The sequence below is a fragment of the Jeotgalibacillus haloalkalitolerans genome (assembly GCF_034427455.1).
Classification (GTDB): Bacteria; Bacillota; Bacilli; order Bacillales; family Jeotgalibacillaceae; genus Jeotgalibacillus; species Jeotgalibacillus haloalkalitolerans.
The window spans coordinates 162656-178879 of the sequence record NZ_JAXQNN010000002.1 but is presented as its reverse complement, the minus strand read 5'-3'; the positions used below and the strand labels follow the sequence as shown (position 1 = coordinate 178879).

General features: G+C 41.7%; 18 protein-coding genes. All 18 read right to left on the bottom strand.

The genetic code is table 11. The features are described from left to right. Positions 1-44 precede the first annotated feature (44 nt). Positions 45-1280: a flagellar hook protein FlgE gene (locus tag UFB30_RS05750; protein WP_322420737.1), complete on the bottom strand. Its 1236-nt coding sequence runs from the start codon at positions 1278-1280 to the stop codon at positions 45-47. Between the two features lie 67 nt (positions 1281-1347). After that, a complete protein-coding gene (locus UFB30_RS05745; protein WP_322420736.1) occupies positions 1348-1710 on the bottom strand; it encodes a TIGR02530 family flagellar biosynthesis protein in 363 nt (120 codons plus the stop codon). A gap of 13 nt (positions 1711-1723) precedes the next feature. Further along, positions 1724-2353 carry a flagellar hook assembly protein FlgD gene (gene flgD / locus UFB30_RS05740; protein ID WP_322420735.1) on the bottom strand — a complete coding sequence of 210 codons (630 nt, stop codon included), beginning with the start codon at positions 2351-2353 and terminating at the stop codon, positions 1724-1726. Positions 2354-2356: 3 nt separating this feature from the next. After that, positions 2357-3604: a flagellar hook-length control protein FliK gene (locus UFB30_RS05735; protein ID WP_322420734.1), complete on the bottom strand. Its 1248-nt coding sequence runs from the start codon at positions 3602-3604 to the stop codon at positions 2357-2359. A 24-nt stretch (positions 3605-3628) separates the two neighbouring features. Next, on the bottom strand, positions 3629-4231 hold the full coding sequence (locus UFB30_RS05730; RefSeq protein ID WP_322420733.1) for a MotE family protein: 603 nt from the start codon (positions 4229-4231) through the stop codon (positions 3629-3631). A 5-nt stretch (positions 4232-4236) separates the two neighbouring features. Next, positions 4237-4683: a flagellar export protein FliJ gene (gene fliJ, locus UFB30_RS05725; protein ID WP_322420732.1), complete on the bottom strand. Its 447-nt coding sequence runs from the start codon at positions 4681-4683 to the stop codon at positions 4237-4239. After that, positions 4683-6011 (bottom strand): flagellar protein export ATPase FliI, encoded by a 1329-nt coding sequence (gene fliI, locus UFB30_RS05720; protein ID WP_322420731.1) that lies wholly within the window; start codon positions 6009-6011, stop codon positions 4683-4685. The genes fliJ and fliI overlap by 1 nt, the downstream gene beginning before the upstream one ends. Further along, complete coding sequence (fliH, locus tag UFB30_RS05715; RefSeq protein WP_322421521.1) at positions 6008-6772, bottom strand: flagellar assembly protein FliH; 765 nt, start codon at positions 6770-6772, stop codon at positions 6008-6010. Before fliH ends, fliI begins: the two co-directional genes overlap by 4 nt. Before the next feature lies 1 nt (position 6773). After that, positions 6774-7787: a flagellar motor switch protein FliG gene (fliG, locus tag UFB30_RS05710; RefSeq protein WP_322420730.1), complete on the bottom strand. Its 1014-nt coding sequence runs from the start codon at positions 7785-7787 to the stop codon at positions 6774-6776. Between the two features lie 11 nt (positions 7788-7798). Continuing rightward, on the bottom strand, positions 7799-9388 hold the full coding sequence (gene fliF, locus UFB30_RS05705) for a flagellar basal-body MS-ring/collar protein FliF (protein ID WP_322420729.1): 1590 nt from the start codon (positions 9386-9388) through the stop codon (positions 7799-7801). Between the two features lie 33 nt (positions 9389-9421). Next, on the bottom strand, positions 9422-9694 hold the full coding sequence (gene fliE / locus UFB30_RS05700; RefSeq protein ID WP_322421520.1) for a flagellar hook-basal body complex protein FliE: 273 nt from the start codon (positions 9692-9694) through the stop codon (positions 9422-9424). A gap of 61 nt (positions 9695-9755) precedes the next feature. Beyond that, entirely contained in the window at positions 9756-10214 is a 459-nt protein-coding gene (flgC, locus tag UFB30_RS05695) for a flagellar basal body rod protein FlgC (protein WP_322420728.1), read from the bottom strand. Further along, positions 10214-10603, bottom strand: coding sequence for a flagellar basal body rod protein FlgB (flgB, locus tag UFB30_RS05690; protein WP_322420727.1), 390 nt, complete (start codon positions 10601-10603; stop codon positions 10214-10216). Before flgB ends, flgC begins: the two co-directional genes overlap by 1 nt. Before the next feature lie 467 nt (positions 10604-11070). Then, positions 11071-11850, bottom strand: coding sequence for a GTP-sensing pleiotropic transcriptional regulator CodY (gene codY, locus UFB30_RS05685; protein WP_322420726.1), 780 nt, complete (start codon positions 11848-11850; stop codon positions 11071-11073). A 70-nt stretch (positions 11851-11920) separates the two neighbouring features. Beyond that, entirely contained in the window at positions 11921-13333 is a 1413-nt protein-coding gene (gene hslU, locus UFB30_RS05680; RefSeq protein WP_322420725.1) for an ATP-dependent protease ATPase subunit HslU, read from the bottom strand. A gap of 12 nt (positions 13334-13345) precedes the next feature. After that, complete coding sequence (hslV, locus tag UFB30_RS05675) at positions 13346-13888, bottom strand: ATP-dependent protease subunit HslV (protein ID WP_322420724.1); 543 nt, start codon at positions 13886-13888, stop codon at positions 13346-13348. 19 nt (positions 13889-13907) lie between these two features. Beyond that, positions 13908-14804, bottom strand: coding sequence for a tyrosine recombinase XerC (gene xerC / locus UFB30_RS05670; protein WP_322420723.1), 897 nt, complete (start codon positions 14802-14804; stop codon positions 13908-13910). Between the two features lie 60 nt (positions 14805-14864). Further along, positions 14865-16169 (bottom strand): FADH(2)-oxidizing methylenetetrahydrofolate--tRNA-(uracil(54)-C(5))-methyltransferase TrmFO, encoded by a 1305-nt coding sequence (gene trmFO, locus UFB30_RS05665; RefSeq protein ID WP_322420722.1) that lies wholly within the window; start codon positions 16167-16169, stop codon positions 14865-14867. Positions 16170-16224 lie beyond the last annotated feature (55 nt).

The window sequence follows — 16224 nt, the reverse complement described above, 5'->3', positions numbered from 1 at the left end:
CGGTGTCTTCATTTATCTGAAGACACCGTCACCTCCTCACCGGATTATCGCTTCAGATTAACTAATTCTTCTAAAATTTGATCAGACGTTGTAATGATTCGCGTATTTGCCTGGAAACCACGCTGCGCTGTAATCATTTCAGTGAACTCTTCTGAGAGGTCAACGTTAGACATCTCAAGCGCACCTGATGAAATTGTGCCGCCTGAATCAGCAGTTGTACCGATATTGGCAACCCCTGAGTTTACTGATTCCTGGAACACATTGTTACCGATTTTCACAAGTCCAGAAGGGTTATTAAAACGTGCAATTGACAAGGTTGCCATTTCACGTACCTGGCCGTTAGAGTATACTGCATTGATTTCACCGCCTGCTGATACACTAAAGCTTTCGAGTGTACCTTCGAGGTTACCGTTAGAAGCCATTTGTGCAGATACTTCACCAGGGTTGTTTGTAAGACCTTCTAAGTTTATATTATCAATATTGTAAGCGTTATATCCGGTTCCTGCGGCATTAACACTTACCGGTAGATTAATTGGATCCAGATCAAAAGTAGGAACTCCCTCATCATCAAAAGATAAAGTGCCATTCACAAATTTATCTACTCCATCAATATCTTCAAGGGCATGATTAGTAAAAGTCACATCCCATTCATTATCATTTCCAACTACCTTTTCCATTTTGACTTCAACCGTGTGTTCAGTACCCTGATCATCTACTACTTTCATTTGCTGGGTTTTGACAAAAGGATTATCTGCGCTTACAACCACGTTTGATGCCAAGTTTCCTGATAATGATAGTGCATCAGTGACCTGTGCGGGAATAACCCCGCTGCTGTTGACTACAATATCCTGCTGTACGCCATCAACAAACTGCTGTACCCTATAACCTTCACCAGTCACGAGAAGTCCGCTTTCATCAAGATAAAAGTTACCACCACGTGTATACAGATCCTGTCCACCAGGAGCAGATACAACAAAGAATCCGTCTCCATTAATCGCCAGGTCAAGTGAACGGCCAGTGTTTTGCAATGAGGCCTGTGTCTGTACACTGTCAATAGTTGCTGTGACAGATCCAAGTCCGACCTGAAGTGCGTTTCTGCCTCCACGCCCTTCCTGTGCTGCAGATGCTCCCTGAATTGTCTGGTTCATCGCCTCCTGGAACGTCACACGGCCTTTTTTGAAACCAAACGTGTTCACATTCGCGATATTATTACCGATTACATCAAGCTTTGTCTGAAAGTTTTTAAGTCCTGCAATACCTGAATACATTGAACGAATCATTGTTTTTTCCCCTTTCATGAGCCGCTTCTGTCGGTCAGCTGGCTCTTAGGCCCCTTTTCAGGTCCACCTATTCTAAAATAATCGTTCCATCAATACCTGTGAAGATCTGGTCATTTAAGTCTTTTTTATCCATGGCTGTTACTACAGTACGATTTTGAATACTGACAATCAGCGCTGCCTGATCGAGTAGGACGAGAGAGTCTTTTACACCTTTACCTTCAGCTTCATTGACTTTATCGGATACTCTTTGCCACTGGGCAGGTGTAATCTGTATATTTCTTGAGGAGAGCCGTTCATTCGCATGTCTGCTGAATTTCAGTTCTTCTCCCATCACCTGCTGCAATTTGTCACCGAAACCGGTTTGCTTCGTCTGTTTCTTTACTGGAGCAGCCGGTGGTGTGTGAATCGGGTTAAATCGGATATGCTCCATTTTCTCAAATCCTTTACTGAGCAATTTTAATCAGTTCATCTGCTGCGATACGCTGCTGATCTGACGTGTGAAGCCAGATTGCACCATCTTTTCTCGAGACAGAAACAACTGTACTTTCAATTTCTTTATCATCTTTCATCCAGCTGACTTTTTTACCAATTATCATACTTGCCTGCTGAAGTGAATCCTGCAATTCACCTTTATTCACCTCTGAAATATTTCCCGGTGTCAGTGATGTGCCGTCTTCAAGTGTAAATTCAACTGAGCCGCCCTTGAATTTAACAGTTTCAACGATCCCTTTACCGTTTATTGCAACCTGTTCACCGTCTACAGACTCCATCTTGTCCCACTTTACTTCTTTGCCAACAAATTCGTTGTATTGAATCAGCGCTGTCTGTTCCTGCATTGTAGCGAATTTTTCAAATGAATTTGCCATGTTTGTCATTTGTTCAAGGCTTGAGAAGTTTGCCATTTGGGAAATGAATTCTTTATCTTCCATAGGCTGTGTTGGATCCTGATTTTGCAGTTGTGCAATCAGTAATTTTAAAAACTGATCTTTACCCATTGACTGGTCTTTCGGCTCAAGCTTTTTATTTTCCAATGACGAAAGATACAAACTTTCATTAATACTGGTAGGGTTCAATCGTTACACCTCAATGTTTAAGAATATGTCGTGGAATGAAAGCTGCTCATCTTCATGTTCACGTTCGTTCTGCTGCTGATTTTCCCTGTCTCTGTGCTGATGATTCTGATCACGCTCTTTATCCAGCCTGCTTTCAGCTGTCTGAGCCTGACTGATCTCAACTTTTTCAACCTGCAGATTCTGCGCAGTAAATGATTGTCTTAACTGATTCAGCTGAGAGTCAATCATTTCTTTTGCAACTGCCGATGAAGCAATGATTCTTGCAGTCAGCATTCCGTCTTTTTGAAGCAGTTCAATTTTCAAAGTGCCAAGATGTTCCGGCTGAAGACGAATCATCAGCTTTTCTGTTCCATTCACTTTTCCAAATTTTGCTTTTTGCATGATGTTTTGGAATTGTTCCATTAATTGCTGTGCTGAATCCGGCTGCCTGAATGACTGATTTAATGACCATTTAACCGGTCCTGACTGCAGCTGCAATGTTTGCAGGTTCAGCATCCCCTGATCGGTTTTTAGGACTTCAGGAGAAATGGATTGCTTAAAGCCTTCTTGCTTTATCGGGGCTTCAATATCCCTTACAGCTGATTTAAAGACCTTCTCAATGGATTCCATCACTTCAGTCATGTTTTGTATGAAATTACTTTTTTCTGATGCAGCTGTCTTTTTTGGATCAATCAATGAAAGTCCTTTTATCAACAAAACCAATTTTGCAAGGTCTTCTTGAACAGCAGGCAGTTTACTATTTTGAGGGTCAGTTTGGAGACCTTCATTTTGCAGGACGATTTGATGGTTCAGTACCTGTAAGTTCAGCAGAGAGAATGTATGCTCTTCCTCAGACTGCTCACCACCATCAGACGTCAGAATACCTGTTAATAACTGCTCCGGATCAGTCATTTCTGCACTGGCTGCTTTTTCAACCAGCTCTTCACTGACTCCTGCAGCAAGTAAGAGCTCAGCCAAGGTAAGATCCATTAGTTCTTTTTCATCAAACATCATGAACATCTGCTTTATTTCAGGAACCGCTTCATCTGCTGCTTTTATGAATGATGGAAGATCTTCAGTTTCAAGTGCTGCCATTAGTTGCTCTAAAAGCATGTCCAAATCAGACATCTCTCTATCATTCGTCTGAAGCGTTTCTCCGCCTGCATTGAAAAGCAGGGTGCTGAATAATTCATTTGAGTTGTTTATTTTCATTTTTTCACTGCCAAGCTGCTGAGGAGCCTGCACTGTCTGTACCGTAATTTGTCCGATCAATTCTGTTTCACCCCCTTTCAATTTTTATTGTGTACGGGTAGATATTAATTCTGTATAACGTGCTGCTTCTGCCGGCGGCATGCTTGCAAAGATTTCTGACACCATCTCAGCTGACAGATTTGAAAGCAGACGGATCGCATCTTCATCATTCAGATCCATAATAATCGGTGCTGCTTCTTTTCCTTTCATGTCTTCATAAACTGAAACAACCTCTGCAAATTCCCTTCCTGCTGCATCACGTTCATTTTGCAGCCTTTCAATATCTGCCTGAAGTCTTTCCTGATCTCCTATTAACTGGTCATTCTCATCTTCAAGGCTCACCATTTCCTGTTCGAGCTGACCGATATACATATCTTTTTCTTCAATCTGTGCCTGCAGACTGACAATACGTTCTTCAGGGTTTACAGGTGTATCGGCCGCTTCTTCCTCTTCACCGAAAAAAGGTATCGTGATACCTGCTTCTTCAGCTTTTTCGACAATATTATAATCAAGGATCGTTAGCACAATTAGCGCTACAAAGATCAAAAAGAGGACTGGTACAAAAATCAGCAGAAAAAATACCTGTATTTTCCCTGGAGACTTTACTTCTTCAGCCTCATCACGGATCGACTGTTTTTGTTGCTTCATCTATATCACCTGCTTCTGCGGTTCATAAATTGCGCAATTGACAATTCATTCATCTGCTCTCTGTCAGCCTGTTCCTGTTCTGCGACATACCGCTTTTTGTCATGTTCACGTATTTTTTCATATTTCCGGACTTCTATATTGCGTTCCATCAGCCGGTGCTCATGACGCTGCATATTGGACCTGGCGTCCATCACCAGTTTCTGCTGGTAAGATATGCTCTTTTCAATATTGGTTAAAAACTGCTGACCGTGTCTGAGTAACTGCACAGGAATACCGGTCTGCATTTGATTCGCCTGGGAATCCTCCATTAATTCCTTCTTCTTTAATAGCTCATAAAGCTTTTGAGCCATTTTTTCAAAAGAATCAACTGCGTCTCTGTAACGGTCTTCTGCTTCTTTTTGCTCCCGTTCTTTTACTGTCAGCACACGTTCAAACCGATATTGATAAGCCATTATCCCTCACCCTTTTCAGATAACTGAACCAGCTGTCTCGCACTTTCAGCCAGCTGCACTTTTTCATCAGTGGATTGTTTTAAAAATTGTTTGATTACTGGCTGATATTGTATTGCCTGATCAATCTCTTTTGAAGAACCTCTTTTATAAGCGCCGATATTAATGAGGTCTTCAGCCTGCTCATATGTACTCATCAGTTCTCTCATTTTTTCAGCAGCTCTTAAATGACCTTTATCAACAAGGTGGTTCATAAGACGGCTGACGCTTTTTAGAATATTGATCGCCGGATAATGACCCTTATTGGCAATGGAGCGGTCAAGAACGATATGCCCATCCAGTATTCCGCGAACGGTATCTGCGATGGGTTCATTCATATCGTCTCCATCAACAAGTACGGTATAAAAAGCAGTGATACTGCCATTTTCATTTGTTCCCGTGCGCTCAAGCAGCTTTGGTAATAATCCGAACACGGATGGTGTATAACCTTTTGTCGCCGGAGGTTCTCCAACTGCCAGCCCGATTTCTCGCTGTGCCATCGCGACTCGTGTAACAGAATCCATCATGAGCATGACATTCAATCCCCGGTCCCTGAAATACTCCGCAATCGCAGTTGCTGTGAAAGCCCCTTTAATTCTCATCAGAGCGGGCTGATCAGAAGTTGCAGCAATAATAATGCTTTTTTTAACACCTTCCGGGCCCAGGTCACGTTCAATAAATTCCCTGACTTCCCGGCCGCGCTCACCAATTAATGCGATGATATTCAAATCAGCTTCAGTATTCCTTGCAATCATCCCAAGCAGTGTACTTTTACCGACTCCGCTCCCTGCAAAAATACCAATCCGCTGTCCTTTACCGACTGTCAGCATTCCGTCAATCGCTTTAACACCGACTTCCATTACTTCATTAATCGGAGGTCTTGTTAAAGGATTGGGAGGTTCCTGTTCTGTTGGTACTTGCTTCATCCCCACCGGAAGTTTGCTGTCGTCGATTGGGTGTCCGAGCGGATCAACAATTTTCCCGATCAGTGCTTCTCCTACACGAATTTCAAGAGGTGCACCGCTTGCTTCCACTATGCACCCGGGTGCAATATCCTGGACGTGAGTGAATGGCATCAGCACAACCATTTCATCTTTAAAACCAACTACTTCAGCTTTTATCCGTATCGTCTGTTTTCTGGAACTGGAATGTACATGTATGTAACATACTTCCCCAATCGAGCTCTCAGGTCCCTGTGATTCAATCATGAGCCCGATCACTCTCTTAACTTTTCCGTAATGTCTGACGGTTTTGATCGACTGGATATGCTGGATTAGATCTGCTGCCTTCATGTTGTACTCCTCAGAATTTCAGCAAGACCGGCTTTCAATTCTGAAAGCTGTGTATCAATACTGATATCAATTCTTCCGTTTGCTGTTTCAATAAAACATTTATACGGCTCTAATTCTTCTTCAGGGTAAATATACAGCCTGATATCTGTCGGGAAGATTGCAAGGAGCTCCTCCCTTTCACTCTGCAGATAGGTATATTGCTGAACAGCGATATAGATTTTTACTTCTTTCATTTCTCTTGCTTCTTTTATTCCTTTTTTAACGACCGGAAGATATTTTTCTGGTGAATTCTCAAGCTGCTGGGATATGATTTTCTCTGATGCTTTCATAGCCAGTTCGAGAATCACCATTTCATTTTCTTCTATCTGAGCCTGCAGTGTAGCTTTTGACGCTGCAACGATTTCCTGTGCTTCATTAATAAGATGGGAGACTTCATGATAACCCTTGTTTCGTCCTTCTTCGTACCCCTGTGCAAAAGCTTCTTCGTATGCTTTTTTCTGAAGTTCTTCTTTTTCAGTGTTCCACTGATTTTTCTTTGCATCAATTTGCAGGAGAAGCTGTTCAGTCTGCTGTTGAGCATCCTCGAGTAATTTCTGGGCCTGCTCATTCGCATCCAGTACCAGCTGGTTAGATTCTCTTCTGGCCTGTTCCACTGTCCACGATAATGTATCATCAGAATGATCAGCGCCGGGCAAAATCTGTCTGAACGGAATTGCTTTGCCGCGGGATTGAGTTTCACCTACAAACCCTGATTTAATCACCCTAGACAATGACATCATCTCCTCCGCCACGTGCAACGATGATTTCTCCTGCTTCTTCAAGTCTTCTGATTACGGCAACAATTCTGCTCTGTGCCTCTTCGACATCACGTAATCTGACTGGGCCCATATATTCCATTTCTTCCTTAAAATTCTCAGCCATCCGCTGTGACATGTTTTTAAATAACACGTTTTTCACATCGTCTGCTGAGACCTTCATTGCCAGAAGAAGATCTTCATTTTCACAGTCTCTGATGACTCTCTGGATTGAACGGTTATCAAGCGTGACGATATCTTCAAATACAAACATTCTCTTTTTAATCTCTTCAGCAAGCTCCGGATCCTGAATTTCAAGAGAGTCAAGAATGGTTTTCTCAGTCGCCCTGTCAACACCGTTTAATACCTCTACGACAGATTCAATGCCGCCGGTTTCAGTGTGATCCTGCTGGACAGTACTTGACAGTTTTCGTTCGAGCACTGATTCAATTTCACTTATGACTTCAGGACTTGTACTATCCATTACTGCAATTCTTTTCGCAATATCAGCCTGCACGTCCTGCGGGAGACTGGATAAAATCTGTCCTGCCTGCTGTGGATTCAGATAAGACAAAATGAGCGCAATCGTCTGTGGATGCTCATTCTGTATAAAGTTAAAGATCTGCATCGGGTCAGCACGCTTTGCAAAATCGAATGGTCTCACCTGAAGCGATGAAGTGAGCCTGTTAATCACAGCGCTCGCCTGTTCAGCTCCCAGTGCTTTTTCTAAAACCGATTTTGCATATCCGATCCCGCCCTGAGAAATATAGTCCTGCGCGAGAGCGATATGGTGAAATTCCTCAAGAATCTCTTCTTTAACCTCTGATTCAACTTTTTTAACACCGGAAATTTCAAGTGTCAGACGCTCGATCTCTTCCTCATCCAAATGCTTGTAAACAGAAGATGCTACATCAGGGCCGAGTGAGATGAGCAATATTGCTGCCTTTTGCTTCCCGCTTAATTCTTTTTCTCTTCTAGCCACCTAAAACACTCCTATTCATCAGCAATCCATGATCTGAGAAGCTTTGCGAATTCTTCCGGCTTTTCTTTCGCCATTTTCTCGAGCTGCTTTCTTTTGAGCGTACCTTCAGTTTCTTTTTCATTGTTCACATCAGGTACATCAATTGGTTCTTCAACTTCCATAAAGATCTCTTCTTCTTCAGCAGCCTGTCTGCGGGAGCGGATAATAAAGAAGATTAATCCAATAATGACAAGTAATAATACACCGCCGACAATATATGCCCATAATGGAATAACCGGTGCTGTTTCAGTCTCTCCGAAATCGGCTCTTCCATTAAATACCTGAGCAGAAACCACAACTTTATCCGCAATTTCTTCAGGTGTCATATCAGCTGCCACATCAGCATCGATTGACGTACTGATAATCGTTTCAAGCATTGATTCAATCTCAGCGACACTTTGTGCCGGGAGAGATGCAGGATCATCCGGATCTGGCGGTTCAACCATGACCTGGAATCCAATATCCCGGATCCGGTAAGGGCTCTCCACAATCTCTCTTCTGATTCTGTTCACTTCGTAGTTGACTGTTTCTTCTTCACGCTCATAGTCACCTGATCCATTTGCACCTTCCACAAACCCTGTCAGGTTATCAGCAGGGTCCTCGCCTTCAGGAACCCCACCTGCTTCGTCAGTACCTTCAAATGTTTCAGTGATACGCCTTGCACTGACTTCTATTCCTTCCATATTCTCTTCATCTACTGGCGTAACTTCATTGACTTCCCGGTTTTCCTGATCAAAGTCGATATCTGTTGAAACACTGACAACAACTTTATCCTGACCCACAAGTGTGCCAAGCAGCATCTGAACCTGACGCTGAAGGTCTCTTTCAATTGTCTGCTTTAAAGCCATCTGCTCAGTTAAATTAACGCCTGCAAAAGATGAACTCTGATCCTGCATGTCAAAGTATTCAAAAAACTGATTCATAATGACGATATTCTCTGTTGGAAGATCAGGTACACTTTTTGATACTAAATGATAAAGTGATTGCACCTGTCCCTCATCAAATTGATAACCCGGCTGTGTATTCAGCACAACAGATGCTGATGACTGTTCCGGATTATCATTCAAGAAGACACCCTGCTCAGGAATCGTGATCATGACTCTCGCGTCCTGAACACCATCAATTCCTTTTAGCAACGTAGCAATCTCTGTTTGCATCGCATCTACGTGCATTACTTTAAACTCATTATCTGTCATACCAAAACCGGCATTTTCACTAAAAAACGAGTAATCAATGTTACCTGTGTTTGGTATTCCTTCTGCAGCAAGCTCCACCATTAAAGTTTCAGCCTGAATATCCGGTACAAGGATTGCAGTTCCCCCTTCAGTGATCTCTGAAGGAATCCCCCGGCCATCAAGTGTTTCTTTAATCATGCCTGTCTCTGAAGGAGTGAGATTGCTATACAGCGGCACCATAGTCTGTCTTGTCGTAAAAAAGGCGATAAAGACAATTAAAAAAATAGCAATAACTGTGATCCCACTGAATAAATACCATTGTTTTTTAGATCTTGTGCCGGCGAATGTCTTTACGTTTGTAAATAGCTGATTAAATCTTTCGTTCATGACAATCCTCCGGTTCCCCATTTAAAAATATTGTTATACAGGCATTCTCATAATTTCCTGATACGCTTCAACAGCTTTATTTCTCATTTCCATTGTCAGGTTCAGGGACACAGATGCCTTTTGGGAAGCAATCATGACGTCATGGAGTTCTACATTTTCTCCATTGATCATCCGGGTTGTCATCTTGTCACTTTCAATTTGTGCAGCATTTACTTCATTAATTGAGTCTTTTAACATCGCTGCAAAATTCTGCTGTGCATTATATGGTGAAATTTTATTTGAGTTTTGTTCAGCAGACGGACTTATAAGATTTAATCCCGCCGTATTAATCTGTTGTATCGCCACTTAGCTATCTTCCTTTCGGATTTTAAGATCGCCCAATCTGAAGGGCCTGCATCATCATTGACTTGTTTGCATTAAAAACGGTTACGTTTCCTTCATAAGAACGCGTCGCAGACATCAGATCCACCATCTCTCTCAGCGGATCAACATTTGGCATTTCAACGTACCCTTCTGCATTTGCATCAGGGTGCTCAGGGTCATATAAAAGTTCACCCGGTGTTTCATTATCCTCTATAATCCTGGATACTGTGACACCTTGTCCGGCATTTGAAGGTTTATACATGGCTGTATGTAAGAAGGATGAAAAATGTTCACCCTGCGGTTTCAGCACAACCGATTTTCTTTTATAAGGCTGCCATTCACCATTCTCAAATGTTGCTCTTGTAGTATCAACATTCGCCATATTAGATGAAATGACATCCATCCGGAGACGCTGCGCTGTTAATGCTGAGGTAGTTGTATTCATGGAATGAAACATCGTCATTACTGACCTCCTCCTTTAATCACACTATTCAGCGAACCAAACTTTCCGCCGATTCTTTCAATTAACGAATTATAATAAATCTGATTAGTAGCAAGATCCGCCATTTCCTTATCCATATCAACACCATTCCCATTTTCACGGATGCTGTATGGTCGGCGTGTAATTGCCGGCGCATCATTTTGAGTATTCGAAAGATCAAAATGTCTTGGGTCAGCAGGGTTAGATGACAATTGTATTTCATTCTGTAATATTGACTTAAAGCTTACATCTTTCGACTTATAACCCGGTGTATCCACGTTTGCCACGTTGTTTGCAATGACTTTTTGCTTAACCGCAGAATAATCAAGCCCTCTTTCCAGCGAAGTAATTGTGCCTGAAAATAAGTTCATCAAAACACCTCATTTCGTTATATATCGACTGATTATTGTAATTTCAGCCGATATAAAAAATCACTTATACATCATTTTAATGGCAGGACCTGTTATAGTCTATACTTTCTCCCTAAAGTTTTATAGGTCTAAAGATATATTTTAAAAAATCAATACTTTAATATCAGTTTATTTCTTAATAATGATTTCCTTGAAATGATCTGTACAATTTATGGAATGACTATTACAAAGGTGTTTTTAGCGTTATTGTTTTGAAATGATTAAACCATTTTTATCCATAAAAATAAACTTATACGTTTTTTATGTTCACATTTTAGACATATTTTATTTCCGCTGTTTTAAGACAAAAAAAGACAGCAGATTTTTCTGCTGTCCTAATCCTGATACATGTAAATTTCTCAACCGATTTATGTAAATTTATGATGTGCTTTCAAAAGAAAAAGCCGGCGGATCCGCCGGCTTTTGTATTAGTTTCTTTTCAGATTTTCAAGTTCAAGCAGGAATTTATCATTTAATACTTTAATATAAGTACCTTTCATTCCCAGTGATCGGGATTCAATTACACCGGCACTTTCAAGCTTTCTCAGTGCATTAACAATTACTGAGCGTGTAATTCCAACGCGGTCTGCAATTTTAGAAGCGACAAGTAATCCTTCTTTCCCATCAAGCTCTTCAAAGATATGTTCAATTGCTTCAAGTTCACTGTAAGAAAGTGAACTGATCGCCATTTGAACAACTGCTTTGCTTCTTGCTTCTTCTTCGATTTCATCCGCTTTTTCACGCAGAATTTCCATTCCAACTACTGTAGCACCATATTCTCCAAGAATCAGATCGTCATCTTCAAACGTCTGCTCAACACGTGCAAGAATCAAAGTACCAAGACGGTCTCCGCCTCCAATAATCGGAACGATTGTTGTAAGTCCTTTAGCGAAAAGGTCTTTATTTTCAACCGGGAATGCAGTGTATTCACTGTCAATATCAAGGTTTGGTGATGTCTCCGTAATGTTAAACAGATTTTTTGTGTACTGTTCAGGGAATTGACGGTCTTCAAGCATTTGCTTCATACGCTCATTTTCAATCTGCTGGTTAACAGCAAACCCTAACAGTTTACCTTTTCTGCTTAAAATAAATACGTTTGCTTCAATCACACCGCTCAGTGTTTCAGCCATTTCCTTAAAGTTTACCGGTTTACCGGCTGATTGTTGCAGCATCGAGTTAATTTCTCTTGTTTTTCCTAGTAAATTCATATCCTGAATTCCTCCTGCGATTATCTATTTTTTCTTATCATCTTTCCCTTAATCAAAAATCTCAAAACATTTATAAGATGAACTCACTTAAATCTCTATTACCTGCGATCTTGCCTAATTTTTCATCGACATATGCCGGTGTAATTGAGATTGTCCCAAGCGCAATATCAGAAGCTTCAAAGGATAAATCCTCTAGCAGCTTTTCCATAATGGTGTGCAGTCTTCTGGCCCCAATATTATCAGTTTCCTGATTGACCTGATATGCGATTTCAGCGAGCCTTCTTACAGCATCTTCAGTAAAGTCAACTTCTATTCCTTCAGTTGCCATCAGTGCAGTATACTGCTTCAATAATGCATGATCCGGTTCTGTTAAAATCCTTACAAAGTCTTCAACAGCAAGCTTTTGCAGTTCAACACGAATCGGGAATCTTCCCTGAAGTTCAGGTATCAGATCCGAAGGCTTGGCTGTATGGAATGCACCTGCAGCTACAAAAAGTACATGGTCTGTTTTGACAGGCCCATATTTTGTACTGACAGTTGATCCCTCCACAATTGGTAGAATATCTCTTTGAACACCTTCTCTTGAGACGTCCTGAGAACTTGAGCCTGATGATTTTGAAGCGATTTTATCGATTTCATCGATAAAAATGATACCCGTCTGTTCTGCACGGTAAAGTGCTTCCTGCGATACCTCATCCATATCAATCAGCTTTTGTGCTTCATCATGCGTCAGAACTTTCCTGGCGTCTTTAACTGACAGTTTGCGCTTCTTTTTCTTTTTAGGCATCATATTACTTAGCGCGTCCTGAAAGTTCATCCCCATCTGCTCCATCCCTGATCCCTGGAGCATATCAAACATGGAAGCTGACTGACTTTCATCTACTTCAACCGTTACAATCCGGTCTTCAAGCTCACCGGCCTTTAATTTCTGGGCAATTTCTCTGCGCTTTTCTCTGAGTGAAGACTCGTCTTCCTGTGATTCAGACTGAGACTCCTGATTCTGTTCATTTCCGCCAAACATCATCTCAAAAGGATTTTTAAAACTTTGAGTTTTCTTAGCAGAAGGAACAATCAGTTTCACAAGTCTCTTGTTTGCATTTTCTTCTGCTTTCCCCTGAACTGATTCCATTTTTTCTTCTTTAACGATTCTGACTGCAGTCTCCATCAGATCACGGACCATTGATTCAACGTCCCTGCCGACATACCCGACTTCTGTAAATTTGGTTGCTTCCACTTTAATAAACGGTGCACCGACAAGCTTGGCAATTCTTCGTGCAATCTCTGTCTTACCAACACCTGTCGGACCCATCATCAGAATATTTTTAGGAATGATTTCATTTCTCATCGATTCATCAAGCAGGTTTCTTCTGTAACGGTTTCTCAGCGCTACAGCAACCGCTCTTTTGGCATCACGCTGACCTACAATATACTGGTCAAGCTTTTCAACAATCTGTTTTGGTGTTAATTCTGTTGACTGTCTCATTCGACCGCCTCCTTAAAGCTCTTCAACAATAATATTATGGTTCGTGTATACACAAATATCAGCAGCTGTCTGAAGAGAAGCACTTGCAATCTCTTTAGCAGTCATATGTGCCCCGGCGTGCTGCATTAACGCTCTGCCGGCTGAAAGTGCATAATTTCCGCCAGACCCGATCGCAAGAATTCCATCATCCGGTTCAATTACTTCCCCGGTACCTGAAATAAGAAGCAAACCATCTTTATTCATCACAATCAGCAAGGCTTCAAGACGTCTGAGAACCTTATCACTTCTCCATTGTTTCGCAACTTCCACTGCTGCTCTCTGAAGGTTGCCGTTATACTCCTGCAGTTTTCCTTCAAACATTTCAAACAATGTGAATGCATCAGCCACTGAACCGGCAAATCCGGCAATTACCTGACCATTGAAAATTTTCCTTACCTTCCTTGCAGTATTCTTCATGATTACTGCATTTCCAACTGTCACCTGACCATCTCCGGCCATCGCAGCGCCATCTTTATGTTTAATCGCAAATATCGTTGTTGCATGAAATTGTTCCATAAACACCCTTCTCTCTGATTTAGGCTCTCGGATGAAATGATTGATAAGTATTTTTTAAATGTTCTTTTGTTACATGCGTATATAGTTGGGTTGAAGACAAATGCGCATGACCAAGCAGTTCCTGCACAGTTCTAAGATCCGCTCCGCTGTTTAACATATGCGTTGCGAAAGTATGTCTGAGCATGTGCGGATGAATAGAATGCGTCAGGGCGGTCTGCTCAACAAGTTTAGTTAATATATGCCGGACCCCTCTTGAAGTAAGCGGACTCCCTCTATGATTCACAAATAAGAAATGATGATGATCTTTCATGAGGTCTGCTCTTGCGTGATCAATGTAGTCCCTTAATGCTTTTTCAGCAAAATGTCCAAATGGAACATACCTCTCTTTACTGCCTTTTCCCTTGATCAATACCGTACCTATTGAAAGATCGAGATCCTTCAATTGAATACCTGTGCATTCAGATACACGGATACCGGTCGCATAAAGTAATTCAAGCAGTGCTTTATTCCTTTTAGACAGAGAATCCTCTCCATTGCACGCTAAAAAAAGCTGCTCCATTTCATTCTCATAAAAAAAATGAGGCAGCCTGCCTTCTTTTTTTGGATGGATCACATAAGACATCGGATTAATAAATGCCGGGTTCTCTCTATTTAAATAGCTGAAAAAAGTTTTCAGGCTCGAGATCTTACGTGATACAGATGCACGAGAATAAGACTGTTCATGCAAACTGACCAGATATCCCCTCGCGAGCAGATCGTCCGTTTCATTAATATGCCCTACACCTTCACGGTTCAGGAACTCAAAAAAATGATCCAGGTCATGAATGTAATGCTCTACAGTCAAAGATGAGTAATTCTTTTCAGTTTGTAAAAATTGAATAAAAGAATGTTTCGCTTCATCAGAATATTGAATCATTTTTTCACCTCACAAAAGCCTCTAAATCTTATCATGATTTAGAGGCTTTTGCAATTAATATTACACTTTTTTCACAAAGTTCTGAATTGTTTCGATTGCGCGTTCAGCGTGTTTCTCAGCGCGCTCCTTCTTGTTTTTGATTCTTTCTCCAAGGTCAGGAAATAACCCAAAATTTGCATTCATCGGCTGGAAGTTTTTCGTGTCTGCCTGGGTGATATAACGGGCCATGCTTCCCATTGCAGTTTCTGCAGGGAATAACAGCGGTTCTTCACCTTTCACAAGACGTGCAGCATTAATACCTGCTACCAGACCACTCGCCGCTGACTCTACATAACCTTCAACACCTGTCATTTGACCGGCAAAGAAAAGATCTTCTCTTGCTTTTAGCTGATAGGTGGATTTCAGAACGCTTGGTGAATTAATAAATGTATTTCTATGCATCACACCATATCGTACGATCTCTGCATTTTCAAGACCTGGAATCATCCGGACAACCTCTTTTTGCGGTCCCCACTTAAGATGTGTCTGGAAACCGACAATATTATAAAGCGTACCTGCAGCATCATCCTGTCTCAATTGTACAACTGCGTATGGACGTTTTCCTGTCTTAGGATCTTCAAGTCCCACCGGCTTCATTGGTCCGAACAGCAATGTCTTTCTTCCGCGGGCAGCCATGACTTCAACCGGCATACACCCTTCAAAATAGATTTCTTTTTCAAATTCTTTCAGCGGAACGACTTCCGCTTCAATCAGTGCATCATAGAACCGGTTGAATTCTTCTTCTGTCATAGGGCAGTTCAGGTATGCCGCTTCCCCTTTATCATAGCGGGATTTCAAATACACCTTATCCATGTCGATACTGTCTTTTTCTAAAATCGGTGCAGCTGCATCATAGAAATAAAGATACTCTTCCCCAGTCATTTTTTTAATGCTTTCAGCAAGCCCTTCAGTCGTAAGGGGGCCTGTTGCAATAATGGTTGGGCCTTCCGGAATCTCAGTGATCTCCTCTGAGTACACTGTTACATTCGGATGATTCTTCACCTTTTCTGTTACGTAGCCGGCAAACTCATGACGGTCTACTGCCAGCGCGCCACCTGCAGGAACAGAGCTTGCATCTGCTGCTGAAATAATAACTGAATCAAGTGTACGCATTTCTTCTTTTAATACACCGACAGCATTAGTCAGGCTGTTAGCTCGAAGAGAGTTACTGCATACGAGCTCAGCAAATTTATCCGTATGGTGAGCAGGTGTCTGTCTCACAGGTCTCATCTCATAAAGGTTAACCGGAATTCCTCTTTCAGCAATCTGCCATGCAGCTTCACTTCCCGCTAGTCCTGCTCCAATTACATTTACACTTTGTGTCATGTTAATTCCTCCATTCAGAAAAATCACAAGAAAGAGCCTGGCGGAGAAAACCGCC